The 23798-nt window shown below is 69.1% G+C and carries 14 protein-coding genes; 9 read left to right on the top strand and 5 right to left on the bottom strand.

The genetic code is table 11. From position 1 onward, the window contains the following. Positions 1–188 precede the first annotated feature (188 nt). The 5 genes from recC to ACVOMC_RS00050 all read left to right on the top strand — a co-directional run bounded on the left by recC (position 189) and on the right by ACVOMC_RS00050 (position 10472). Positions 189–3548, top strand: coding sequence for an exodeoxyribonuclease V subunit gamma (recC, locus tag ACVOMC_RS00070; protein ID WP_481522356.1), 3360 nt, complete (start codon positions 189–191; stop codon positions 3546–3548). Beyond that, entirely contained in the window at positions 3545–7192 is a 3648-nt protein-coding gene (locus ACVOMC_RS00065) for a UvrD-helicase domain-containing protein (RefSeq protein ID WP_481522355.1), read from the top strand. Before recC ends, ACVOMC_RS00065 begins: the two co-directional genes overlap by 4 nt. Next, on the top strand, positions 7189–9123 hold the full coding sequence (recD, locus tag ACVOMC_RS00060) for an exodeoxyribonuclease V subunit alpha (protein WP_481522354.1): 1935 nt from the start codon (positions 7189–7191) through the stop codon (positions 9121–9123). Before ACVOMC_RS00065 ends, recD begins: the two co-directional genes overlap by 4 nt. A 136-nt stretch (positions 9124–9259) precedes the next feature. Continuing rightward, the gene (gene folE / locus ACVOMC_RS00055) at positions 9260–9859 is read left to right on the top strand and encodes a GTP cyclohydrolase I FolE (RefSeq protein ID WP_054660942.1); all 600 of its coding nucleotides are present in this window, start codon (positions 9260–9262) and stop codon (positions 9857–9859) included. Between the two features lie 166 nt (positions 9860–10025). Continuing rightward, on the top strand, positions 10026–10472 hold the full coding sequence (locus tag ACVOMC_RS00050) for an MAPEG family protein (protein WP_481522353.1): 447 nt from the start codon (positions 10026–10028) through the stop codon (positions 10470–10472). A gap of 65 nt (positions 10473–10537) precedes the next feature. Here ACVOMC_RS00050 and ACVOMC_RS00045 read toward each other — a convergent pair whose 3' ends face one another. From ACVOMC_RS00045 to ACVOMC_RS00030, 4 genes are all read right to left on the bottom strand, one after another. Then, positions 10538–13465, bottom strand: coding sequence for a TonB-dependent receptor (locus tag ACVOMC_RS00045; RefSeq protein WP_481522352.1), 2928 nt, complete (start codon positions 13463–13465; stop codon positions 10538–10540). A gap of 218 nt (positions 13466–13683) precedes the next feature. After that, positions 13684–14427: an SDR family NAD(P)-dependent oxidoreductase gene (locus tag ACVOMC_RS00040; protein WP_481522351.1), complete on the bottom strand. Its 744-nt coding sequence runs from the start codon at positions 14425–14427 to the stop codon at positions 13684–13686. Positions 14428–14532: 105 nt separating this feature from the next. Beyond that, complete coding sequence (locus ACVOMC_RS00035) at positions 14533–16128, bottom strand: EAL domain-containing protein (protein ID WP_481522350.1); 1596 nt, start codon at positions 16126–16128, stop codon at positions 14533–14535. 117 nt (positions 16129–16245) lie between these two features. Continuing rightward, positions 16246–17022 (bottom strand): sulfite exporter TauE/SafE family protein, encoded by a 777-nt coding sequence (locus ACVOMC_RS00030; protein WP_481522349.1) that lies wholly within the window; start codon positions 17020–17022, stop codon positions 16246–16248. 92 nt (positions 17023–17114) lie between these two features. Between ACVOMC_RS00030 and ACVOMC_RS00025 the strand changes: the two genes are divergently transcribed. The 4 genes from ACVOMC_RS00025 (at position 17115) to ACVOMC_RS00010 (ending at position 22050) form a co-directional block, all read left to right on the top strand. Next, entirely contained in the window at positions 17115–17510 is a 396-nt protein-coding gene (locus ACVOMC_RS00025) for a YchJ family metal-binding protein (RefSeq protein WP_481522348.1), read from the top strand. 62 nt (positions 17511–17572) lie between these two features. Beyond that, a complete protein-coding gene (egtB, locus tag ACVOMC_RS00020; RefSeq protein ID WP_481522347.1) occupies positions 17573–18868 on the top strand; it encodes an ergothioneine biosynthesis protein EgtB in 1296 nt (431 codons plus the stop codon). Then, the gene (egtD, locus tag ACVOMC_RS00015) at positions 18865–19839 is read left to right on the top strand and encodes an L-histidine N(alpha)-methyltransferase (protein ID WP_481522346.1); all 975 of its coding nucleotides are present in this window, start codon (positions 18865–18867) and stop codon (positions 19837–19839) included. Before egtB ends, egtD begins: the two co-directional genes overlap by 4 nt. A gap of 60 nt (positions 19840–19899) precedes the next feature. Continuing rightward, positions 19900–22050, top strand: a complete 2151-nt coding sequence (locus ACVOMC_RS00010) for a lytic murein transglycosylase (protein WP_481522345.1) — start codon at positions 19900–19902, stop codon at positions 22048–22050. A gap of 72 nt (positions 22051–22122) precedes the next feature. On the opposite strand, the gene ACVOMC_RS00005 is transcribed toward ACVOMC_RS00010, so the two are convergent. Further along, entirely contained in the window at positions 22123–23313 is a 1191-nt protein-coding gene (locus ACVOMC_RS00005) for a benzoate/H(+) symporter BenE family transporter (protein WP_481522344.1), read from the bottom strand. Positions 23314–23798: the final 485 nt, after the last annotated feature.

Below are 23798 nucleotides of genomic sequence, written 5' to 3'. Positions count from 1 at the left end.
AGAGACACCTGAACAAAAGCGTACTGGGCCGTGCAGTATTGTCGCATCGCCGGCTCCGGTTGCGCGTGGCCGGGCCCACGCCGTAACGGCAACAGTGTGTGCGGACGATGGGGGTGCACAGGCGCCGCGGCTTTGTACCGGCGTGATGGATCTCGCCGTCTGCGATGTGGCTGCGGCAAGATGGTGTGATGACCGACGCGCCCGACTTCCGCCTGTACCACTCCAATTCGCTTGATGTGCTGGCCTCGTTGCTGGCCCACGCCCTGCGCGAACCGGCGCCGGGGCAGCCGCTGCTGGCGGCCGATACCGTGCTGATCCCGCAGGTGGCGATGCGCCGTTGGCTGCAGTCCACGCTGGCCGCCGAATACGGCATCGCCGCCAACCTGGAGTTCCTGACCCCCGGCGAGTTCGTCGCCAGGGCGCTGAAGGCCAATGTCGCCGGCGAACGTGATGACCTGGGCGCGGTCGGATTGCACTGGCGTCTGTATGCGGCATTGACTGACCCGGCGGTGATGCAAAATCCGGCGCTGGCCGGGTTGTATTCCTACCTTGAGCATGGCGATCCCCTGCGGCCGTGGGCGCTGGCCGCCGAGCTGGGCAGCGTGTTCGAGAAGTACCAGGCCTGGCGCCGTGACTGGCTGCTGCGCTGGGAAGACGGTGCCGAGCCGGATGATCCGCAGGCGATCCTGTGGCGGCATATCGCCGCCGGCCAGCACTATCGCGCGCGCCGCATCAACGACTACCTGGCCCGCTTCGAAGGTGCCGGGCAGCCGTTGCCACAGGGCCTGCCGGGGCGGCTGTTCGCCTTTGCCACGCTCAATGTCTCGCCCGACGTGTTGCGGGTGATCGCCACCCAGGCGCGGGTCGGTACGCTGCATTTCTATATGCCCACGCCCACCCAGTCGTACTGGGGCGATCTGCAGACGCTGGCCGAGAAGCTGCGCAGCGGCCTGGACGATCCCTTCGGTAGCGCCGCCGGCGAGAACCCGTTGCTGCAGGCCTGGGGCGCGGCCGGTCGCGATTTCATGGCGGTGCTGGGCAGCTATGAGGTGGTGCACCCGACCGGCGAGATCGCCGCCTATGTCGACCCGGAAGACGAACCCGGCGCCGGGCTGGATGACGGCGGACTGGCCGACAGCCTGCTGCAGCGGCTGCAGGCCGACCTGTTCCACCGCCGCGCGCTGCCCTCGCCCCCGTTGTTGCCGGCGCTGCGGCTGGACGACCCCAGCCTGCAGGTCCACGCCTGCCACACCCGCCTGCGCGAGATGCAGGTGCTGCACGACCAGCTGCGCGCGCTGCTGGACGATGCGCGCTTTGATCCACCGCTGCAGCCGCGCGAAATCGCGGTGCTGGCGCCGGATATCGATCCCTATGTGCCGTACCTGGAATCGGTGTTCGGCGGCCGTGGCGGCGAGGAACACCTGCCGTGGGCGCTGGCCGATGCCAGTCCGCTGCAGGGCGAGCCGCTGGCCGAGGTGTTCGTGCAGCTGCTGGGGTTGCCGGTGTCGCGCTTCGGCCTGAACGAGATCCTGGACCTGCTGCAAAGTGCGCCGCTGGCCACTGCCGCCGGGCTGGATGCGGCCGCGTTCGAGCGCCTGCACGGCTGGCTGCAGGCCGCCGGCGCGCGCTGGGGGCTGGATGCCGCACATCGCCAGCAGCATCTGGCCCCGGCCGATGACGCCTACACCTGGCAGTTCGCGCTGGACCGGTTGCTGCTGGGCTATGCCAGCGGCAGCGACCAGGACATCGCCGGGGTCGCGCCCTGGCCGGAGCTGGAAGGCGGTGCGCTAGCCGCGCTGGATGCGCTGGTACGGCTGCTGCGGGTGCTGGCGCGGCACCAGAAGACCCTGGCCGAAGCGCTGAGCCCGTCGCAATGGCGCGAGCGCCTGCTCGGTCTGCTGGCCGCGCTGCTGCCCGAAACACCCACCGAACCGGCCGCGCTGCGCGCGCTGGAACGGCTGCGCAAGCTGATCAACGAATTCGCCGAGGAAGCCGAAAAGGCCGGGTTCGCCGCGCCGGTGCCGGCGGAAGTGGTGCGCGCGCATTTTGCCGCGGTGCTGTCCGAGGCCGATACCCGCGCCCCGCTGCTCACCGGTGGCATCAGCTTCGGCCGCATGGTGCCGATGCGGCTGCTGCCGTTCCGGGTGATCTGCGTGCTGGGCCTGAACGATGGCGATTTCCCGCGGCGTGACCCGGCCGCCGGCCTGAGCCGGTTGACCGCCGAACTGGGCACGCAGCGCCGGCGCCACGGCGACCGCTCGCTGCGCGAGGACGACCGCTTCCTGTTCCTGCAGCTGTTCGCCTCGGCGCAGGACGTGTTCTACCTGAGCTACCTCGGTGCCGATGCGCGTGATGGCAGTGTGCGCGAGCCCTCGGTGCTAGTCAGCGAACTGGTCGATGCCGCCGCCGCGTATCACGCCGATCCGGCCGCCGCGCGCAGACAGCTGGTGGTGCGCCATCCGCTGCAACCGTTTGCCCCGGCCGCGTTCGGCGATGCGCAGGAGCCGCGCCGTTTCAGTTATCGCCGCCAGTGGCGGCCCGCTGCCGGCGCCATGGGCGGCCGCCGGCAGCGCTTGCCGGCGTGGATCGAGGGGCCGCTCGGCGCGCCGCTGCCGCAGGCCCTCACCGAGGAGCGTCTGGCCCTGGAGGCGCTGCGCCGGTTCCTCGCCGATCCGGCCGGGCAGTTCCTGCAGCAGCGCCTGGGCCTGCGTCTGGCCGGCGAGATCGACCGCAGCGAGGACATCGAGCCGCTGGTGGTGCCGGGCGGCGGTCGCGAGCACGCGGCGTTGCAGCAGCAGGTGCTGGCCGCGTTGCTGGACGGGCAGGAAAACGGGTTGTACCTGCGGCTGCGGGCGCGCGCGCAGCTGCCGTCCGGGACGCTGGGACGACAGCAGTTCGAACGGCTGCTGGCCCGCATCCGGCCGTGTGCCGAGGCGTTCTCGCAGTGGTACGACGGCGCGCCGTTGTCCTCGCAGCGCTTCGAAGTTGAACTCGATGGCATGCAGCTGCACGGACGGGTCGATCAAATCCATCCACAGGGACTGCTGCGCCTGCAGGCCGGTACCGCAGGGGTGGCCTACGTGCTGCGCAGCGGGCTGGACTGGCTGCTGGCCAACGCCGCCGGCGCGCAGCTGCCGCTGCTGCAGTTCCATGACGATGGCGAGGCCCGCTACGGTCCCCACGGGTTGCCGGCACTGCCGGTGGAACCGGCCAAAGCTGCCTTGAAAGCCTTGCTGCAGCTGCGTCTGCAAGGATTGCAGGAACCCCTGCTGTTCGCTCCTTACACCGGCTGGGAGATCTACAACAGCGATGCCGAGGGCCGCGAAAAAGCCGCGCGCGCCCGCTGGTACCGCTCCGATTTCAGCTGGGGCGAAGGCGAGGGCGAAGCGCTGCAACTGGCGCTGCGCGGCACCGATCCGTTCGCGTCGGAAACCACTGCACACAGATTTATCCACAACAGCCTGTTGATATTCACCGCGTTGCGCGAGGGCCGCGTGTTGCCGGATTTCGACACCGAACACGACGCGGCAAACGGAGGGGCGGCATGAACGGGGAACAGATCAATGAGGACCCTTATCTGCAGTTGCCGCTCGATGGCCTGCGCCTGATCGAGGCCAGCGCCGGTACCGGCAAGACCTTCACCCTGGCCACGCTGTTCACCCGGCTGGTGGTGGAACAGGGCCTGCGCATGGGCCAGATCCTGGCGGTGACCTTCACCGATGCGGCCACCCAGGAGCTGCGCAAACGCATCCGCGAGCGGCTGGATCTGGCCGCGCGGCTGGTCGGCGAACCGCCCGGCGAGGGCGACAGCCCGGAAACCCTGCTTACCCACCGCATCCTGCACCGGCATCTGCAGCAGGGCGGCGAAACGGACGTGCAGCTGGGCCGGCGCCTGCGCGTGGCGGCCGAGGAAACCGATCTGGCGGCGATCTTCACCATCCACGGGTTCTGCACCCGGGTGCTGGGCGAATACGCGCTGGAAAGCGGTCACAGTTTCGCCACGCCGGAACTGCTGGCCAACACCGGCGAGCTGTATGCCGAACTGGCCGCGGACCTGTGGCGGCTGCATGCCGGCCAGGGCGAGCAGCTCGAAGCGCTGCTGGGGTTGTGGAAAAGTCCCGAGGCATTGGCCACGGACCTGCCGGCGCTGGTTGCCGACCTGCCGCTTTATCCAGCGCCCGCGCAGACACCGGTCGACGACCCGCGGGCGTTGCGCGACGCCGCCGTGCAGCGGCTGGCGGCCGGTATTGCCGCGCACGGTGAAACGTATCTGCAGCAGTTGCGCGGCGCGCTGGACGGCGGCGTGCTCAACAAAGCCAGCTACCGGTCCGACTGGATCGAGCCGCTGTTCGTGCAGCTGCGGCAGTGGAGCCGCCATCCGGATCCCAACGCCGGGCTGGACGAGAAGCTGGAGCGGCTCACCCTGGAGGTGCTTACCGCCAAGACCAACAAGGCCAAGACCGGCAGCACGCCGCTTTCGCCCCTGCAGCCGCTGATCGCCGATTACCTGCAGGCGCTGGCGCAGGTGACGCGCTGGCAGCGCCAGCAATCGGTCGCGCTGCTGCACCAGCTGCGCGAGGACGTGCGCCAGCGCCTGGCCCGGCTCAAGCAGCTGCGGCGGCTGCAGACCTATGACGATCTGATCGACAACGTCGCCCACGCCCTGCAGGGTGAACACGGTGACGTGCTGGCCGCGCGGCTGCGCGCGCAATACCGCTTCGCGCTGGTGGACGAATTCCAGGACACCGATCCCCGCCAGTGGGACATCTTCCGCCGTGTGTTCGCCGAACCCGGGCGCGACGGCGGCGACGCCGCGCTGTTCCTGATCGGCGATCCCAAGCAGGCTATCTACGGCTTCCGCGGCGGCGATGTGCACACCTATCTGCAGGCCAAGGCGCTGGCCGCCCTGGCCCCGCCGCTGGACCGCAATTTCCGCTCGCGCCCGGGCGTGCTGCGCGCGATCCAGGCGCTGTACGACAACGCCGGCGAGCAGGCCTTCCTCGATCCGCGTATCCGTTTCGAACCGGTCCTGCCGGGCAGCAAACGCAGCGATGCGGACTATCTGCTGGACGGGCGGCCGGCGCCGGCGTTGACCGTGCACCGGATCGGGGCCGGCGAAGACGGCAAACCGCTCAAGGCCGACGCCTCGCGCGAGGCGGCCACCGCCGCCTGTGTGGCCGATATCCACAAGGTGCTCAGCGCCGCCCGCGAAGAGCGCGCGCTGATCGACGGCAAACCGGTGCAGCCGGGCGATATCGCGGTGCTGGTGCGTTCGCACAAGGAGGCCGCGCGCATCCAGCAGGCGCTGGCGGCGCTGGGTATTCCGGCGGTGGCGGCGGGCAAGCAGAGTCTGTTCGCCAGTGCCGAGGCGCATGAACTGCGCGTGCTGCTGCTGGCGCTGTTGCAGCCGGCCGATGACGGCCGCCTGCGCGCCGCGCTGGCCACGGTGTTGCTGGGCGAAAGCGCCGCGGCGATCGCGGCGATGGAACACGAAGGCGATGCCCAGCGCGCGCACCAGCAGCGGCTGGCGCAGTGGCGCGAGCGCTGGCAGCGTGGCGGCGTGCTGGCGCTGCTGTCGGAGCTGTGCGCCGAACAGGCCGAACGCCTGCTGGCGCTGGTCGATGGCGAGCGCCGGCTGACCAACTACCTGCAGCTGGCCGAACAGCTGCAGGAGGCCAGTCACCGCAGCATCGGCCTGCACGGCCTGCTGGACTGGCTGCAGACCCGGATCGCCCACGCCGACGAGGGCGACGAGGCGCAGCTGCTGCGGCTGGAGTCGGACGCGCGCCGGGTGCAGATCATCACCCTGCACAAGAGCAAGGGCCTGGAATACCCGCTGGTGTACCTGCCGTTCGTCGGCATCGCCACCAGCGCCCCGGACAGCAGCAACCACCGTACCGTGCACGACGGGCAGCAGCGCGTGCTGCATTGGAAGATCGACAAGGACGATGCCGACTGGAAGGCCATCGGCCAGCAGGTCGGCGCCGAGGACGCGGCCGAAACCGCGCGGCTGCTCTACGTCGGGTTGACCCGCGCCGAACACGCGTTGTGGATAAGTGGCGGCGCGCTGGCCGGGCTGGCGTCCTCGCGGCTGGGGCCGATGGTGGAAGCGCTGCCGGCGCATGCCGATATCGCGGTGGTCGACGCTGACGCCGGTCCGGTGCCGGCGCGGCTGCCGGCGGAACGCGAGCCGGCGCTGCCGCCGGTGCGGGTGATCGGCCGCGTGGTGCCGCACGACTGGTGGGTCTACAGCTTCACCCAGCTGGCGCATGCCGACGGCCGTCAGGACACCACCGCGGCGGCCACCGAAGACGCTGGCGGCGCCGCCGACGAACCGCTGCAGGCCACGATCGACGACGCGCTGGAGAGCGGGGCGGACAGCGCGGTGGTGGCCACCGCCGCGGACGTGTTCGATCCGCGTTTTGCCGGCAGCCGCTTCGGCAACGTCTTGCATGCCGCGCTGGAGAATGTCGACTTTGGCGCCTGGGGTGACTGGCGCCCTGCCGATCCGGCGCCGGACGGTCAGGCCGGGATCATTGAAAAAACGCTGCGTGCCGAGGGCTATGTCGACGAGGAGATCGCCGATGGTGTGGACCTGCTGACCCGGCTGATCGGCCAGACCCTGACCGTGACCCTGCCTGAGGGCGGTGCGTTGCACATGCTGGGCGAGGGCGAGCGTCGCGCCGAAATCGAATTCCATTTCGCGATGCAGCCGACCACGGTGCCGGCGCTGCTGCGGGTGCTGCATCAGCATGGCGTGGTGCGGGGCCGCCAGGGCTTCGGCCTGCGCCGCCAGCTGGAAGGGCTGATGACCGGCAAGATCGATCTGACCTACGTCCGCGACGGGCGCTGGTACGTGCTGGACTACAAGTCCAACCGGCTGCCCGATTACAGCGCCGCGCAACTGGAGGCGGCCATGCGCCACAGCGAGTACGACCTGCAGGCGTTGATCTACACCGTGGCGCTGCACCGTTGGCTGCGCTTCCGGATCGGCGCCGGTTACGACTACGCCCGCGATTTCGGCGGCATCCGCTACCTGTTCTGCCGTGGCCTGGATGCCGGCCGGGCGTCCTCGCCCGGGATGTACGCGCATACCTTCGCCCCGGCACTGGTGGCCGCGGTGGATGAACTGTTTGCCGGGGGCCGTGAGGGCCACGCGGCGTTGCTGGCACGACTGGGAGGCACGGCATGAGCCTGCTGGCCGCACTGACCAAGGCTGGCGCGCTGCGCTCGCTCGACCACGCCCTGGCGCAGAGCCTGCGCCGGCTCGATCCGGACACGCCCGACGCGGTGCTGGCCGCCGCCGCGCTGGCCTCGCTGGCAGTGGCGCAGGGCCACGCCGGTTTCGATCCGGCGCAGCCGCAGCGGCTGGTGGATGCCGGCATCGTCTGGCCGGCGGCGGCGGACTGGCATGCGCAGCTGGCCGCCTCGCGCTGGGTCGCCACCCCTGTGGATAACCGGACCGCCGCCGAACCGGCGCCACTGGTCTGGGAAAACGGCCTGCTGTACCTGCGCCGTTATCGCGAATACGAGCGGCGGCTGGCGGAAGGCTTGCAGCGCATCGGCCGCGCGCCGGTGGCCGATGGCGATCCGGCCGTGCTGGCGCCGGTGTTCGCGCGGCTGTTCCCCGGGGCGGCGGCCCCCGCCTCGCCGCAACAGGATCTGTTCGGGGCTGCCATCGCGCAGACCGCCGAGCGCCTGCCGGCCCATTCCGATCTGCAGGCGCGCGCGGCGGCGATGGCGCTGTGCCACGCGCTGCTGCTGGTCACCGGCGGCCCCGGCACCGGCAAGACCACCACCATCACCCGGTTGCTGGTGCTGCTGGCCGCACAGGCCCAGGCCGCCGGCCGGCCCGCGCCACGCGTCGCGCTGGCCGCGCCCACCGGCCGCGCCGCCGAGCGCATGGCCGAAAGCCTGCGTCACGCCCTGCAGCAACTGCCCGCCGCCGGCATCGATGCCGAGCTGTGCGCACAACTGCCCAGCACCGGCACCACCTTGCACCGCCTGCTCGGGGTGATCCCCGATTCCCCGCGCTTCCGCCACCACACCGACAATCCCTTGCCTTACGACGTGATCGTCGTCGATGAAGCCTCAATGATCGATCTGCCGCTGATGGCCAAGCTGGTGGAGGCGATCGCCGACGGCACCCGGCTGATCCTGCTGGGCGATCCGGACCAGCTGCCGTCGGTGGAGGCAGGCGACGTGCTCAGCGCGATCCTGCGCGCGGCCGGCGACGGCACCCGCATCGGCGCCGCCGCTGCCGGCGCGCTGCAGCCGCTGCTGGGCACCTTGCCGGCGGATGCGTGCCAAACCACCGCCAGCGCCTTTGCCGGGGCCCGCGTGCAGCTGCAACGCGGTTACCGGCAGAGCGAGGCGTTGCAGCTGGCGCCGCTGGCCGCGGCGATGCGTGAGGGGGAGGCCGGTCAGGCGCTGGCCCTGCTGCGCGAGGGCCAGCTGCCGGGCGTGCAGTTCCACGAAGACCAGTTCGACCCGCTGGGCGCATGGCGCGGGCCGCTGCAGCAGTACTGGCAGGCACTGGCCGACGCCACCACGCCGGCCGATGCGCTGGCACTGGCCGGGCGCATGCGCCTGCTCACGGCCGTGCGCGAAGGTCCGCAGGGCGCACGCGGACTCAATGCGCGCATCGAGGAACTGCTCGCCGGCGGCCCGCGCCGCGGCGCCGGCCCGGGCTGGTTCCACGGCCGGCTGCTGCTCATCACCGAGAACAGCTACCGCCACCGTCTGTTCAACGGCGACGTCGGCCTCTGTCTCGCCGATGGCAGCGGCGGCGGCATCACGGCGTGGTTCCCCGGTGACGACCCGGCCCATCCGCGCGGTTTCCACCCGGCCGCCTTGCCCGCCCACGAAAGCGCGTTCGCGATGACCGTGCACAAGGCGCAGGGCTCGGAGTTCGACCAGGTCTGGCTGCAGCTGCCCCGGAACGACAACCGGGTGCTGTCGCGCGAACTGCTCTACACCGGCATCACCCGGGCCCGCCACGGCCTGCATCTGGCCGGCAGCGCCGCGGTGATCGAAGCGGCGCTGGCGCGCCATGCCAGCCGCTGTTCGGGCTTGGCGTGGCGGCTGCTGGCCCCGGCCGCCGCGGCAGGCGGGGCCGGCTGATCCACCGGCCGGCGCCTGCAACCGGGTGTCCGCACCGTGCGCCCGCGGGGGACGGGCCCGGCGCCGGGCCATCGCCGGTGCCCTGCCGGCAGCTGGCTGGTAGCATATCGGCCCCGTAATACAGGCGCCGTCCCCCATGGCCGAGTCCCCCAAATCCCCCGTCACCCAGGCCCAGGCCGAAGCGGCCGTGCGCACGCTGCTGGAATGGGCCGGCGAGGATCCCACCCGTGAAGGCCTGCTGGATACCCCGCGCCGGGTGGCCGAGGCCTATGGCGACTGGTTCAGCGGCTACCGCGAGGACCCGCGCGCCTACATGGCGCGGACCTTCGAGGAAGTGGCCGGCTATGACGAGATGATCGTGCTGCGCGACATCGAGTATGAAAGCCACTGCGAGCACCACATGGCGCCGATCATCGGCCGCGTGCATGTCGGCTATGTGCCCAACGGCCGCGTGGTCGGCATCTCCAAGCTGGCGCGCGTGGTGGAAGCCTATGCGCGCCGCTTCCAGGTGCAGGAGAAGATGACCGCGCAGATCGCCGACTGCATCCAGGACGTGCTGCAGCCGCTGGGCGTGGGCGTGGTGGTGGAAGGTGCGCACGAGTGCATGACCACCCGCGGCATCCACAAGCGCGGCGTGAGCATGGTGACCTCGCGCATGCGTGGCAGCTTCCATGACGATGCCCGCACCCGCGCCGAGTTCCTGCGTTTCATCGAAGTCGGCCAGGCGCGCCGCTGAGCCGTCGCTGCGGGCGCTGCCGGTAGCAGCGTCCGCCCCCAAAGTCCGCGCCGCGCGCCCGGCGCATTGCCGGTTGCACGGCTTACCCGCCAGGATGTGCCGGCAGCGATGCGCCCGGCCCAGCGGCACAGGTTGCAGATCCCGTCCCCGTTTCCAGGAGAAGTGCATGCACTACGTCGAATTGGTCGCCATGCTGGTGGTGTTGCAGTACCTGTTCTTCATCGTGCTGGTGGGTCGCGCGCGTGGCCACACCGGGCTGAAAGCACCGGCGGTCAGTGGCAACGAGACCTTCGAGCGCATCTACCGGGTGCAGATGAACACCCTGGAACTGATGGTGATGCTGCTGCCGGCGCTGTTCGTGGCCGCGCGCTACTGGCCGGCGAGCTGGGTGGCGGCCCTGGGCGGGGTTTACCTGGTGGGCCGCTTCCTCTACTGGCGCGCCTACGTGAAGGCACCGTCCGCGCGCGCGCTGGGTTTCGGCCTGTCGATGCTGCCGGTACTGGCGCTGCTGCTGATGGCGCTGGCCGGCGCGGTGCTGGGCAAGAACCTGGTTGAGATCCGCGCCGCCGCCGGGCAGGCCGACGCCGCGCTGGACGCCGACCACACCCGCTGAGCCGCGCGGGAGGTGCAACGAAAAGGGAGCCTTGCGGCTCCCTTTTCTGTTGCCGGTAAGGCGACTCAGAAATCCAGGCTGAGCCGGGCGTAGGTGTAGCGGCCGGGCAGGTCATAGGTGCCCGGGTCGTAGCCGTTGAGGGTGCAGCTCAGGCAGATCGGCGGGTTCTTGTCGAATACGTTGTTCACCCCGAGGCTGACTTTCACGCCCTTCATCCATGCGTCGGTGCGCCAGCTCAGCTGGGCGTCGTGGTAGGTGGTGGCGCCGAGCCAGTGCAGGTCGTTGGCGCTGTCGGTGCAGATGTCGAAGCCGTTGGCGCCGGCGCAGCTCTCGCGCAGGCGGTCGATGTAGCGCAGCGTCCAGCTGGCGTTCCAGTTGCGGAAATCCCAGTTGGCGGCCAGGGTCGAGCTCCACTCCGGAATCGCGCTGTCATTGGTCTCCACGCCCGGGCCCTTGGGCTCGGCCTGGCCGGACTCGTTGACCAGCTCGTAGCGCGTCACCCAGGTCGCCTTCCAGTCAAAGCCCAGCTGGCCCCAGCCGGTTTCCGGCAGCAGCCAGTGCGCGCTGAAATCCCAGCCGCTGGTGTTGATCGTGCCGAGGTTGGCGAGGATGTCCTCGAAGCGGATGATCTGGCCGCGGTCGTTGCGGGTGTAGCTGGCGCAGGCCACCGGATCGCGGCTGTCGATGCAGCGGTCCATGATCGCCTGCGCGTCCGGGGCCTGGATCGCCTTGTCGATGGTGTGGCGGTAGAAGGTCACCCCCAGGTCCAGCTTGCTGGCCCAGCCGCTGTCCTCGGCCCAGCCCGGGCTCCACACCGCGCCGGCCATGAACGAACGGCTTTCCTCCGGTTCCAGCGCGCGGTTGCCCGAGGTCACCACCGAGATCTGCGGGTTGGCCTGCTCGTAGCCCGGCGGCACGCCGTCGGTCACGCATTTGGGGGTGGTGGAGGCGGCGTTGTTGCAGGGGTCCACGATAGTGGCGTCAAAGCGGCTCAACGTGCCGTACAGCTCGCCGATGGACGGGGCGCGGAAGCCCTGGGCGAAGGACATGCGCAGCAGCAGTTCATCGGCCGGCTGCCAGCGCAGGCCGAGCTTGCCGGTGTTGGTGCCGCCGAAGGTGGAGTAGTCCGAGTAGCGCCCGGCAATGCTCAGGTCCAGGCTCTTGCCCCAGAAACCTTCGCGCGCCAGCGGCACGTCGAATTCGACATAGGCCTCCTTCACCGAATAGCTGCCGATGGTCACTCCCGAGGGCACGCCGTTGTACTCGCCGGCGATGGTGATCGGGTCGGGGTGGTATTCGCCCTTGTAGTGGCGCCATTCGGCACCGGCGGCGAAGGACACCGCGCCGGCCCAGTTGTCGAACAGCTCGCCGGTGAGGTTGGCCGAGGCCTGGCTCAGGGTGTTCTTGCTGCGGTCGCGCACGATCGGCGAGATCCACGCCAGCATCTCCGGGGTGATGGTGCCCGGCCCGCCGAACAGGTTCAGCGGCACGCAGCCGGCAATGGCCGCGCAGGCGGCCGGATCGCCCAGGGCCTGGTTGATGTACTTGATGTTGTAGCTGCCGGTATTGGTCTGGGTGGCCTTGCTTTCACTGGTCATCGCGTTGATGTCCCAGTTCCAGGTGCGCTGGTTGACCTCGAAGGTGCCGTCCAGCCCGGCGGCGGCGTACCAGGTTTTCACCTCCTGCTCGTAGCGGCGCGGGCCGCCCTCCACCGGACGCCGGCCCAGCAGGAACAGGTTGGGGTTGGCGCCCATCGTGGTCAGGTCGAAACCGAACGGGTTGTACGGGTTGTTGGCGGCGATCACCAGTTTCGTTTCGGCCCACTCGTTGTAGACGCCGGCATCGGTGCCCAGGAAGATCGGTTCGGGCGCGGCCTGGTTGGCCGAGTCGCGCTCGCTGTACAGGCCGCGGGCCCAGCCGCTGAGCGTGGGGGTGAACTCGAAGCGCACCTGGCCGAACACGGATTTGCGCTCGTTCGGGGTCAGCAGCAGGTTGTACGGGGCGAAGTTGAAGCGGTTGGCGGTGCCGAAGCGGATGAAGTCGTCGGGAAAGCGGGCGCCGCCGGCAAAGCTGGCGTCGTTGGGCAGGGTGATGTTGCAGGTCGCCGAGCCGGGAATGGCAACGCCGTCGGCGTCGCGGGCCAGCGGACACAGGCCGCCATAGGTGTTGTTGCCGTCGGCCGGCGCGAACACGGTGCGGCCACCGGGGGTGGCCGAGCTGCCGTTGGCCAGACCGGTACCGGGTACCGGCACGCGTGCCCATTCGTACTCGGCCGAGGAGATCTCCTTCTGCTTGAACCACGCGCCGCCGCCGATCCACTGCGCGCGCTCGCCACTGCGCCCGAAGCTGAAATCCACGCTGGAGGTGTCGCCGCCCTTGAGGTTGTGGTCGCCGTGCTGCACCTCGACATGGCCGCCGTCGGCGTTCTTCTTGGTGATGATGTTGACCACCCCGGCGATCGCGTCGGAGCCGTAGATCGAGGAGGCGCCGTCTTCGAGCACCTCGATGCGGTCCACCAGCGCCAGCGGAATGGTGTTCAGATCCACCGAGGAACCCACGCCGGAACCGGAGGACTCGTTGACCCAGCGGATGCCGTCCACCAGCACCAGTACACGCTTGGGACCGAGATGGCGCAGGTCCACCGTGGCCGCACCGGCGCCGACGCCGCCGCCATCGGGCGGGAAACCGAAGTTGCCGCTGGAGTTGAGCTTGGTGCTCAGCGAGGTGCCGCTGGCGGTCAGGTGCTGCACCACGTCGGCCACCGAGCTGTAACCGGTGCGGTCGATGGCTTCGCGGGTCAGCACCTGCACCGGCACCTGGGTTTCCAGTTCGGCCTTCTTGATGCGGGTACCGGTGACCTGGATGGCGTCCAGGGTGCGCGCCGGGCTGGCGGGCGGGGATTCCTGCGCGAGCGCGACGGCGGGCAGCAGGCACAACAGGGAGATACGGATTGCGTGGGTCAGGCGGTGCGGGCGCAACGATAACGACGTCATCGGGAAGCTCCTCTGATAGCCGGACTATCTCGCCGGTCGGGACGACGGGCGTGGGCTCCTTGTAAACGTTCCGTTAGCGGTGGACAAGGGGTGGCCACGCCTTGTCCGTTCGTTGTCCGATCGACCGTGGAAATTCAGCCAGATCAATCACTTGGCTGTGACAAAGGTGAATTGAGGTAGCGGCTTCCGGCATCGCCCACGCACCCGCGGGCGGAGATTCAGCGGGCGGAGAAGCCGCCGTCGACCAGGTGGTAGCTGCCGGTGATGAACGAGGCTTTTTCCGAGAGCAGGAAGCAGGTCAGCGCGGCGACCTCGTCGGCGGTGCCCAGGCGTCCGGCCGGATGCAGGGCCACCAGGCCGGCATAGGCCTGGCGGTCCATGCCGTCCAGCATGGGGGTGTCGATGAAGCCCGGGCCGACGGCGTTGATGCGCAGCCCGCGCGCGGAATACTCCAGCGCCGCGCTCTTGGTCATGCCCACCAGCGCGTGCTTGGCCGCGACATAGGCCGCCGAGCCGGCCCAGCCATTGCTGCCCAGGATCGAGGCCATGTTGACGATGGCGCCGCCGCCGGTAGCGAGGATGGCCGGAATCTCATATTTCATCGAATAGAACACGCCGTGCAGGTTGACCCCGAGCACGCGGTGCCATTCGTCCAGCGGGTAGTCGGCCGTCTCCAGGCTGGCGCCGCCGATGCCGGCGTTGTTGACCGCCAAATGCAGGCCGCCGAAACGTTCCACGCAGTGCCGCACCATGTGACGGACCGCGTCCGGATCGCTGACATCCATGGCGAACGGCAGCACCTGCGGCCCCAGCGCGCTGGCCAGCGCGGCGGCGGCATCGCCGTCGATATCGGCCGCCAGCACCTGCGCGCCGGCCTGGGCCAGCTGCCGCACCACCGCCTCGCCAATCCCCGAGGCGGCGCCGGTGACCACGGCGATCTTGCCGGAAAGATCCAGGGACATGTTGCGCGAACTCCAGAACGCGGAACTCCCGCGACCGTGCCAGCATGCGCGCGGCACGGCGCGGCCGCATTGAGCCAAATCAAGGCCGGCCCGGGCGTGGGCGACTCAGGGCCCGCCGCGGTGCTGCTCCGGGGTGGAATGCAGCGGCACGAAATTGACCAGTTCCGCGGCGGTCATCGGCTGCCCGAACAGGTAACCCTGGCCATAGTTCACGCCCTTGCTGCGGAACAGCTCGGCCTGCTCCGGCGTCTCGATGCCCTCCACCAGCGTGCGCATGCCCAGGGTGTTGGCCAGCTCGATGATGTGCAGCGCCACCTGGCTGGTCACCGAGTCGGTGCAGGCCGTGCAGGTGAAGCTCTTGTCGATCTTGAGGATGTCGAACGGATAGGTGGTCAGATACGCCAGACTGGAGTAGCCGGTGCCGAAATCGTCGATCGCCACTTCCACGCCCAGCGCCCGGATCGCATTGACCACGGCCAGCGTGCTCTCCTGTTCCAGCAGGCCGCGCTCGGTGGCTTCGATCACGAACTTGCCTGCCCCCGGGCCGATCGTCCGGATCATCTGCTCGATCTGACCGACCGTGTCGGGCGACTGCAGGTCCTGCGGGGACAGGTTTATGCTGAGGTGGAAGTCGGGATTGCGCCGCAGGAACGGCGTCAGGTCCTTGCATACCAGTTCCATCACCCGTCGGGTCACCAGCTGGATCAGCCCCGAATCCTCGGCCACAGGAATGAAACGGTCCGGCGACACCACCGCGCCGTCCTCATGGCGCCATCGCAGCAACGCCTCGGCGCCAATGCAGGTATTGGTCGGCAGCTCGAAGATGGGCTGGTAGAGCAGGAACAGCTGGCTCTTGCGCAGCGCGTGCAGCAGTTCGGCGCGGGCGGAGAAACGGTGACGGGTAAGCCCGTAGGCAATGGCGAAGATCACCAGGCCGGCGGTGATACCCAGCGGGATGAACCAGCGGGCGAACTGGGCCATGCGGGTATCGATGGACGCGCGTGGGGTGGCGGCGACCGCCGCGGTGCCGCCGGGGAGGACGACCCGCCTGACCACCAGCGAGTCACTGTCCTCATCGAGGAACCGTTCATAGTGTTGTCCGTTCTCGAACGGACCGGCCCACCGGTCCTGCAGTTTTCCGGCCCTGGCGGCAAACCGGTGCGTCCGGGTATTGAACAGGCCCAGGGCGACATCCGGACGGGCGAACGGTGCGATCAGCCCGTCCGGGTAGATCAACAGCGCATAGCCGTTGTTCTCCACCACCACATAACGGTTTTCAGCGACCCCGGGCACCTGCACCTGGGTATAGATGGCGGTGCCGTCGGATTCCACGATGCTGGGGGCGCCCTGCAACAGGTTGCTCAACCACGCACCGCCGGACGAGCACTCCACCTTCCCTCCGGACAGATACAGCGAACTTTTCACCGCCTGGGAGCGTAGTCCAAAGCGTTGCAGCCGGGCGATCCCGCCAGCGCTGCACGGGGCATCACCACTGCTTTCCATTTCCTGGCGCAGCAGCGCGAGCAGGTCCCGGATCGAACGCACCTGGCCCTCCATGCGCAGGGTCAGATCATCGAGCATCGCGTACTTTTCCTGCAGCGCCTGCTTGCGCGCCTGCTGCAGGGAGTACACCACCGGCACGCAGGCCAGCAGCGCGCCGCACGCCAGCAGCAGAAAAGCGATGCGGTGCCGGTTCTTCATCTGCGCGGTGCGTCCGTGGACAGGAATACTGCGACCGGCTTGGCGCGCACGCTGCTGCACGCTGCGGTGCCGGGATCAGGCGGTGGCCCTGGATTCAGGGTCCAGCAGCTTCTGTCGTCAGACAGTGAAAATATCCCAGGCCATGCGCGCGATCAGCACCACCACCAGCGCCACGAACAGCTTGCGGATCACCGGGGTGCCGCCGCGCAGCGCCAGCCGGGTGCCCACCAGCGCGCCGCTGACATTGGCTGCGGCCATCGGTATGGCCAGCGCCAGCAGCACATTGCCGCTGGGCACGAAAAAAGCCAGCGCGGCGAGGTTGGTGGCCAGGTTCACCACCTTGGAGGCGGCCGAGGCGCGCAGGAAATCCAGGCCGAAAAAGCGCACGAACAGGAAGATCAGGAAGCTGCCGGTACCGGGGCCGAAGAAGCCGTCATAGAAGCCGATCACCCCGCCCATCAGCAGCGCGATGCCCAGCTCGCGGCGGCCGACCTGGCGCGGCGTGTGCAGCGCGCCGAACTCCTTCTTGGCCAGCGTGTAGCCCAGCATCACGATCAGCAGGGTCAGCACCAGCGGTCGCACCGCATCCTTGGACAGCAGGCTCACCGCGGTGGCGCCGAGGAACGAACAGGCGAACGCGGCGGCCGCAGCCAGCAGCACCGGCCGCCACGGGATGCGGATCGAACGGGCGTAGCGCCATGCCGAAACGCCGGTACCGAACACCGAGCTGAACTTGTTGGTACCCAGCAACGCGGCCGGGGACTGCTGCGGCAGGGCGGTGAACAGCCCCGGCAGCTGGATCAGGCCGCCTCCGCCGACCGCCGCATCCACCAGCCCGGCGATGAAGGCGATCAGCAGCAGCCAGGGCAGCTCCGGCGGCAACAGTTCCAGCATGACGACTCCTGACCAGGGCGCGACAGGATACGCGCAGCCGTTGCCAGCGGCGCTGCTTGGAGCGTGGTGCCGGGGAATGGGAAAATGCGCGCATGCAGATCTCCCCGACCACGCCGTGCCCCTGTGGCCGCGGCCCCGCCTACAGCCGCTGCTGCGGCCCGTATCACGCCGGCCAGGCCGCGCCCGATGCCGAAGCGCTGATGCGCTCGCGCTACAGCGCCTATGTGCTGCAGGACGTCGATTACCTGATGGCCAGCTGGCATCCGCAGACGCGACCGCAGCAGTTGTCGCTGGATGACGCTCCGGGCCAGCGCACGCAGTGGCTGGGATTGAGCGTCAAACAGCATGTGGTCACCGGTGCGGACACCGCCGAGGTGCACTTTGTCGCGCGCTACAAAGTGGGGGGCGGCAGCGCGGTGAAGATGGCCGAGCACAGCCGTTTCCAGCGTATCGACGGGCGCTGGTACTACCGCGACGCGGTGGTCTGAGCACGGCGCCGCGTGTGGCGGCCATGACATCGCGCTAACCGCGTGTCCGTAAGCTCGGGCCGATGCATATCTCCACTGCCGCGTTGCTGCGTTCGACCACCGCCGGCGCCGTGCCCGCCACCCTGGCGCAGCGTTTTTCCACCGTGCGAGCACGCAGCGTGGCCCTGGCCGCGCCGCTGTCGGCCGAAGATGCGATGCTGCAGAGCATGCCCGACGCCAGTCCGGCCAAATGGCATCTGGCCCACACCAGCTGGTTCTTCGAGCACTTCGTGCTGGCCGCGCAGCCCGGTTACCAGCCCTTGCAGCCGCACTGGCAGGTGCTGTTCAACAGTTATTACCAGAGCATCGGCCCGGCCCACGCCCGGGCGCGACGCGGGCTGCTGTCGCGGCCGTCACTGGCGCAGGTGCTCGACTACCGCACCGCGGTCGATGCGCGCATCGCCGCCCGCTTTGACGAGGGGTCGATGGACGCCCAGGCGCGCCGCCACCTGATCCTGGGCCTGCAGCACGAGCAGCAGCACCAGGAGCTGCTGCTGACCGACATCAAGCACGCGCTGTGGTCCAACCCGCTGCAACCGGCCTACCGCCAACTGCAGGTGCCGGCCAGCGCCGCGCTGCCGCTGGGCTGGATCGACAATGCCGAGCGCATCGTCGAGATCGGCGCCCCGGCCTGGCCGCAGCATGCGCCCTTCGCCTACGACAACGAATCGCCGCGGCACCGGGTGCTGGTGGCCGCGCACCGGCTGGCCAATCGCCCGGTCAACAACCACGAGTACCGGCAGTTTGTCGAAGCCGGCGGCTACCGGGAGCCCGGTTGCTGGCTGAGCCAGGGCTGGGAGCTGTGCCAGGCCGAAGGCTGGCAACAGCCGCTGTACTGGGACGCGCGTTGCCAGCGCGAGTTCACCCTGGGTGGCTGGCGCGCGCTGGACCCGCATGCGCCGGTCTGCCACCTGAGCTACTACGAGGCCGACGCCTACGCACGCTGGGCCGGTGCGCGGTTGCCGACCGAGTTCGAATGGGAGGCCGCGGCGGCCACTGTGCCGCCGGCCGGCCATTTCGCCGATGACGACCACCTGCATCCCTGCACCGCGGCGGCCGCTGCCGGCAGCGGGCCAGTGCAGCTGTTCGGCGATGTCTGGGAGTGGACCAGCAGCGCCTATGCCGCCTACCCGGGGTTCCGGCCGTTGCCGGGCAGCCTGGGCGAATACAACGGCAAGTTCATGTGCGGCCAGTACGTGCTGCGCGGGGGCAGCTGCGCCACCGCCCGCGGCCATGTGCGCGCCAGCTACCGCAATTTCTTCGCGCCGTCCGCGCGCTGGCAGTTCGCCGGCCTGCGCTTGGCCCGGGATGGCGCATGAGCGGCGCCGAGGCCGCACTGGCCGCGTTGACCGACCTGACTCCCGACCGCGCCACGATCACCGCGCAGGTGCTGGCCGGGCTGGCGCAGCGGCCCAGGACCCTGCCGTCGAAATACTTCTATGACGCGCGCGGCTCGGCGCTGTTCGAACAGATCACCCGCCAGCCGGAGTACTACCTGACCCGCACCGAGCTGGCATTGCTGGAGCGCGAATTGCCGGCGATCGCGCAGCAGGTGGGAGCGCAGGCGCGGGTGGTCGAATACGGCAGCGGCAGCGGCCGCAAGACCCGGTTGCTGCTGCGCGCGCTGCCCGAGGTGGTGGCCTACACCCCGATCGAGATCTCGCGGGCGGCACTGGTGGCCAGCATCCATGCGCTGGCTGGCGATTTCCCGGCACTGGAAATGCTGCCGGTATGCGCCGATTTCACCGATGCGGTGGCTCTGCCGCAGCCGCAACAGCCGGCGCGGCGCACGTTGCTGTTCTTTCCCGGCTCCACCCTGGGCAACTTCACCGATGGCGAGGCGGTGCGGCTGCTGCGCGGCATGCACCGGACCATGGGCGCAACCGGGCTGGCGCTGGTCGGCATCGACCTGGTCAAGGAGCCGGCCCGGATCGAAGCGGCCTACAACGATGCCGCCGGCATCACCGCCGCGTTCACGCTCAACCTGCTCGAACGCCTGAATCGGGAGATCGGCAGCGATTTCGCGCTGGACCGGTTCCGCCATCGCGCCCGCTACGACCCGCTGCACGAGCGCATCCAGACCGAACTGGTCAGCGAGGTCGCGCAGCGGGTGCAGGTGGCCGGCCAGCGTTTCGATTTCGCCGCGGGGGAGCCCATCCAGGTCGAATACAGCCACAAATACAGCGATGCCCGGTTCGCCGCGTTGGCCGCCGCCGCCGGATTGCGCGTGGTGGCGCACTGGACCGCGCAGCCCTGCAGCTATGGCCTGCGTCTGTTGCAATGGCAATGAAGGCACCGCATCGCGGCGCCGCGTTTATGATCGACAGCCCCCGTCTGTCAGGAACTGCCGATGAGAGCGATTGCCGTAGTGCTGGGATTGGGCGCGTGGGGCTTGGCTGCCACCGCTTCGGCGGGTATCGCCGACTTCGGCAGCTGCGGGGTCGGGCTCAAGAACGCGGCGGTGGCGCAGGGTATTGGCGCCGAGCGCGTGGAACAGGTGTTCACCGCCATCACCCCGGACCTTGGAGTGCTGCCGCTGCTCGATGCGCAGCCCGAGTTCACCACGCCGATCTGGGACTATCTGGCGGCGCTCGTGGATCGCCAGCGTGTTGCGGACGGCCGCGCGCAGCTTCAGCAGCATCGCGCGCTACTCGATCAGGTCAGCGTGCAATACGGGGTCGACTCGGCCACCATCGTCGCGGTGTGGGGCGTGGAGAGTGACTACGGCCGCGTGTTCGGCAGGCGCCCGCTGCTGCAGTCGCTGGCCACGCTGGCCTGCAACGGCCGCCGCCAGCCGTTTTTCAAAGGGGAGCTGCTGGCGCTGCTGAAACTGATCGACCAGGGCGACCTGCAGGCCGAGGGCTTGACCGGCTCGTGGGCCGGCGCGTTCGGCCATACCCAGTTCATGCCCTCCACCTATGCGCGCATTGCCGTGGATGGCGATGGCGATGGCCGTCGCGATCTGGTCGCCAGCATTCCCGACGCGCTGGCCTCCACCGCCAACTACCTCAAGCAGGCCGGTTGGCGGACGGGCCAGCCGTGGGGCGTGGAAGTGCGGATTCCGGCCGGTTTCAACGCGGCGCTGGCCGGCCGCACCAAGCGCAAGCCGCTGGCCAACTGGCGCGCGCTGGGCATCACCGGCGTCGACGGCGCGCCGCTGCAGGTGCCGGCGATCGCCGACGATGCCAATGCCGCGCTGCTGCTGCCGGCCGGTACCAGCGGTCCGGCGCTGCTGGTGTTCCGCAACTACGACGCGATCTATTCCTACAACGCCGCCGAGAGCTACGCGCTGGCTATCGCCACGCTGGCCGACCGCCTGCGCGGCGGCAGTGGCCTCCGCGCCGTCTGGCCGACCGATGATCCGGGCCTCGGCCGCGAGCAGCGGCGGGAACTGCAGACCCTGTTGCTGGCCCGCGGCCACGCCATTGGCGCCGCCGACGGCATGGTCGGCAGCGCCACCCGCCGCGCCATCCAGACCGAACAGCAGCGCCTGGGCTGGAAAAACGCCGATGGCCGCGCCGGCACCCGCATCCTGCAGGCGCTGCGCGCTGCCAAACCGGCATCGCCCACGGCGTTCCGCCTGCCGGCCAACTACCCGCAACTTGTCCAGTCACCAATCGTACGGAGCAGCGTTTCAATGAAGGATGTGCAGGGCCTGAGCACAGGCGATTTCAACGGCTTCACCGCGTGGAAGGTGGAAACGCCGTTCTCCACCGCCGCGATCAGCGTGTTCGGCGGCCAACTGCTGTCCTTTGTGCCCACCGGCAGCCAGGACGTGATGTGGCTGTCGCCCAGCGCCAGACAGCCGCCCACGCCGATCCGCGGCGGCGCGCCGGTGTGCTGGCCATACTTCTCGCGTCAGGGGCAGAGCAACGAGGTGCCTGCGCACGGTTTCGTCCGTACCGTGGCCTGGGAGTTGCGCGAGGCCCGCCGCGAAGCCGATGGCAGCATGGTGCTGACCCTGGCGCCGCCGGTGATGGACAACCTGGATCTGCGCATGCACATGGTCCTGCGCATCGGCCGCACCCTGGAGCAGGAACTGGTCACCGAGAACCGGGGTAGCCAGCCGGTCAGTTTCACCCAGGCGCTGCACAACTACTTCAACGTCAGCGATGCGTTGCAGGTGGAGGTCAGCGGCCTGGACGGCCTGACCTATCTGGACAAGCTCGATGGCGGCAACGCCCATGTGCAGCGCGGCGACTGGAACCTGCGCGATCCGCGCGACCCGGGCCGCAGCGATCGTCTGTACACCCAGGCCGGTGGCCGCTATGTGCTGCGTGACCCCGGCTTCCAGCGGGCGATTGCCATCAGCACCAGTGGCAGCCGCACCGCGGTGGTCTGGAACGCCGGCGAAGTGGCGGCGGCGAAGATGGAGGACATCGGCGCGGCGTGGCGCAACTACGTCTGTATCGAAGCGGCCAACGCCGGCCCGGACGTGATCGAACTGGCGCCGGGCGGGCGCCATGTCCTCAAGCAGGTGCTGGAGGTCAAAGCGCTGTAAGCCGGTATCTGCCCCGCGCATGCCGGAGCGGGGCGGTTCTTTTCTATATGGGGAGCTGCGGCCGGATGACAGTCAGCGGGCGGCGGCTGGCCGGCGCAGCACCAGCAGGGTCAGCACGCCGGCCACCAGCCCCCAGAACGCCGAGCCGATGCCGGCCAGCGACAGGCCCGAGGCGGTAACCAGGAAGGTCACCAGCGCCGGCTCGCGTTCGGTTTCCTCCTTCAGCGCCACGGCCAGGCTGTTGCCGATCGTGCCCAGCAGCGCGATACCGGCCAGCGTTGCCACCAGTTCTTTCGGGAATGCGGCGAACACGGCCGCCACGGTCGCACCGAACAGGCCGATCACCAGGTAGAACACGCCAGCGCTGACCGCCGCGGTATAGCGGCGCGCCGGATCTTCGTGCACATCCCGGCCCATGCAGATGGCCGCGGTGATCGCCGCCAGATTGAGTGCGTAGCCGCCAAAGGGTGCCAGCAGCGTATTGGTCACGCCAATCCAGCCCACCACCGGCGAGACCGGCGCGTCATAGCCGGAGGCTTTCAGCACCGCCACCCCCGGCACGTTCTGCGAGGCCATGGTCACGATGAACAGGGGCAGGGCGATGCCGAACACCGCCGTCCACGACAGCGTCGGCACGGTGAAGACCGGCAACGCCAGCTGCAGCTGCACCTGCTCCATATGCATCAGTCCTTGGCCGGCGGCGATGGCCACGCCTACCAGCAAGGTGGCGATCACCGCATAGCGCGGCAGCCACCGGCGTCCACCCAGATAGGTGGCAAACATCACCAGCACCAGCAGCGGCTGCGTGCCGACCGAGACAGACACATCCAGCCCGAAGCGCAGGAGCACGCCGGCCAGCATGCCCGAGGCCAGCGATACCGGAATCCGCCGCATCGCTTTTTCGAACACCCCGGAGAAGCCGGCCAGCGCCGCCATCACCGCGGCCAGCACGAATGCACCGATGGCATCGGACAGCGGCAGGACGGTGGTGCCCACCACCAGCATCGCCGCACCGGGCGTGGACCAGGCCGTGACCACCGGCATCCGGTAGCGCAGCGACAGGCCGATGCAAGTCACCCCCATGCCGATCCCCAGCGCCCACATCCAGGAAGCGATCTCCGCCTGCCCGGCGCCCACGCGCTGCGCCGCCTGGAACACGATCACCGCCGAGCTGGCGAAGCCGACCAGCACCGTGATGAACCCGGCAATGACGGCCGGCAATGAAAGGTCACGGAAGAACGAGCGCGATGCGGAGTCGGTCATGGTCAGCAGCGAGGGTAGCAACCCGCATTGTGGCCCAGCATCCCTATGCGGACTCACCGGACTGGAGAAACAGGACTGGCGAACAGCGCAGTTGCCCGGTCAGACCTTGCCGGATCTGGCGCCAGCGGCCGATTTGCTGCGATGTCACAGAAATGCATTGCACATTTCACAAAGATGTCTAGAATTCGCTCCCTTGCTTCACGGCGCCCGTCACACCAGTGGCTGCACCGAAAAGCGTCGTCAACAGCCCCCTCAAAAAGCTGTTGACGAAGATCAAAAGCCTGCGCATAATGTGTGGCTTGCTTCAACGAAAAGCCCTTGGGCCTGACGCGGAAGCAGCTGAATCAACCGCCTCGAAAAAAGGTGTTGACGAAGCAGAAAAGCCGGCTATAATGGGCGGCTCGCTACGACGGAAACGTCGCAGCTTACGAAGATGGCGCTGAGGCCTGATTCGAAGTTCTTTGAAAGTATGCGCAGGTATCTTG

Source organism: Stenotrophomonas sp. STEN014 (assembly GCF_056760315.1).
This window is presented reverse-complemented; position numbering and strand designations above follow the sequence as displayed.

What these genes read in the sequence shown, in the direction of transcription:
- recC (WP_481522356.1), top strand. Translation starts at nt 189, where the DNA reads ATGACCGACGCGCCCGACTTCCGCCTGTACCACTCCAATTCGCTTGAT.
- ACVOMC_RS00065 (WP_481522355.1), top strand. Translation starts at nt 3,545, where the DNA reads ATGAACGGGGAACAGATCAATGAGGACCCTTATCTGCAGTTGCCGCTC.
- recD (WP_481522354.1), top strand. Translation starts at nt 7,189, where the DNA reads ATGAGCCTGCTGGCCGCACTGACCAAGGCTGGCGCGCTGCGCTCGCTC.
- folE (WP_054660942.1), top strand. Translation starts at nt 9,260, where the DNA reads ATGGCCGAGTCCCCCAAATCCCCCGTCACCCAGGCCCAGGCCGAAGCG.
- ACVOMC_RS00050 (WP_481522353.1), top strand. Translation starts at nt 10,026, where the DNA reads ATGCACTACGTCGAATTGGTCGCCATGCTGGTGGTGTTGCAGTACCTG.
- ACVOMC_RS00045 (WP_481522352.1), bottom strand. Translation starts at nt 13,465, where the DNA reads ATGACGTCGTTATCGTTGCGCCCGCACCGCCTGACCCACGCAATCCGT.
- ACVOMC_RS00040 (WP_481522351.1), bottom strand. Translation starts at nt 14,427, where the DNA reads ATGTCCCTGGATCTTTCCGGCAAGATCGCCGTGGTCACCGGCGCCGCC.
- ACVOMC_RS00035 (WP_481522350.1), bottom strand. Translation starts at nt 16,128, where the DNA reads ATGAAGAACCGGCACCGCATCGCTTTTCTGCTGCTGGCGTGCGGCGCG.
- ACVOMC_RS00030 (WP_481522349.1), bottom strand. Translation starts at nt 17,022, where the DNA reads ATGCTGGAACTGTTGCCGCCGGAGCTGCCCTGGCTGCTGCTGATCGCC.
- ACVOMC_RS00025 (WP_481522348.1), top strand. Translation starts at nt 17,115, where the DNA reads ATGCAGATCTCCCCGACCACGCCGTGCCCCTGTGGCCGCGGCCCCGCC.
- egtB (WP_481522347.1), top strand. Translation starts at nt 17,573, where the DNA reads ATGCATATCTCCACTGCCGCGTTGCTGCGTTCGACCACCGCCGGCGCC.
- egtD (WP_481522346.1), top strand. Translation starts at nt 18,865, where the DNA reads ATGAGCGGCGCCGAGGCCGCACTGGCCGCGTTGACCGACCTGACTCCC.
- ACVOMC_RS00010 (WP_481522345.1), top strand. Translation starts at nt 19,900, where the DNA reads ATGAGAGCGATTGCCGTAGTGCTGGGATTGGGCGCGTGGGGCTTGGCT.
- ACVOMC_RS00005 (WP_481522344.1), bottom strand. Translation starts at nt 23,313, where the DNA reads ATGACCGACTCCGCATCGCGCTCGTTCTTCCGTGACCTTTCATTGCCG.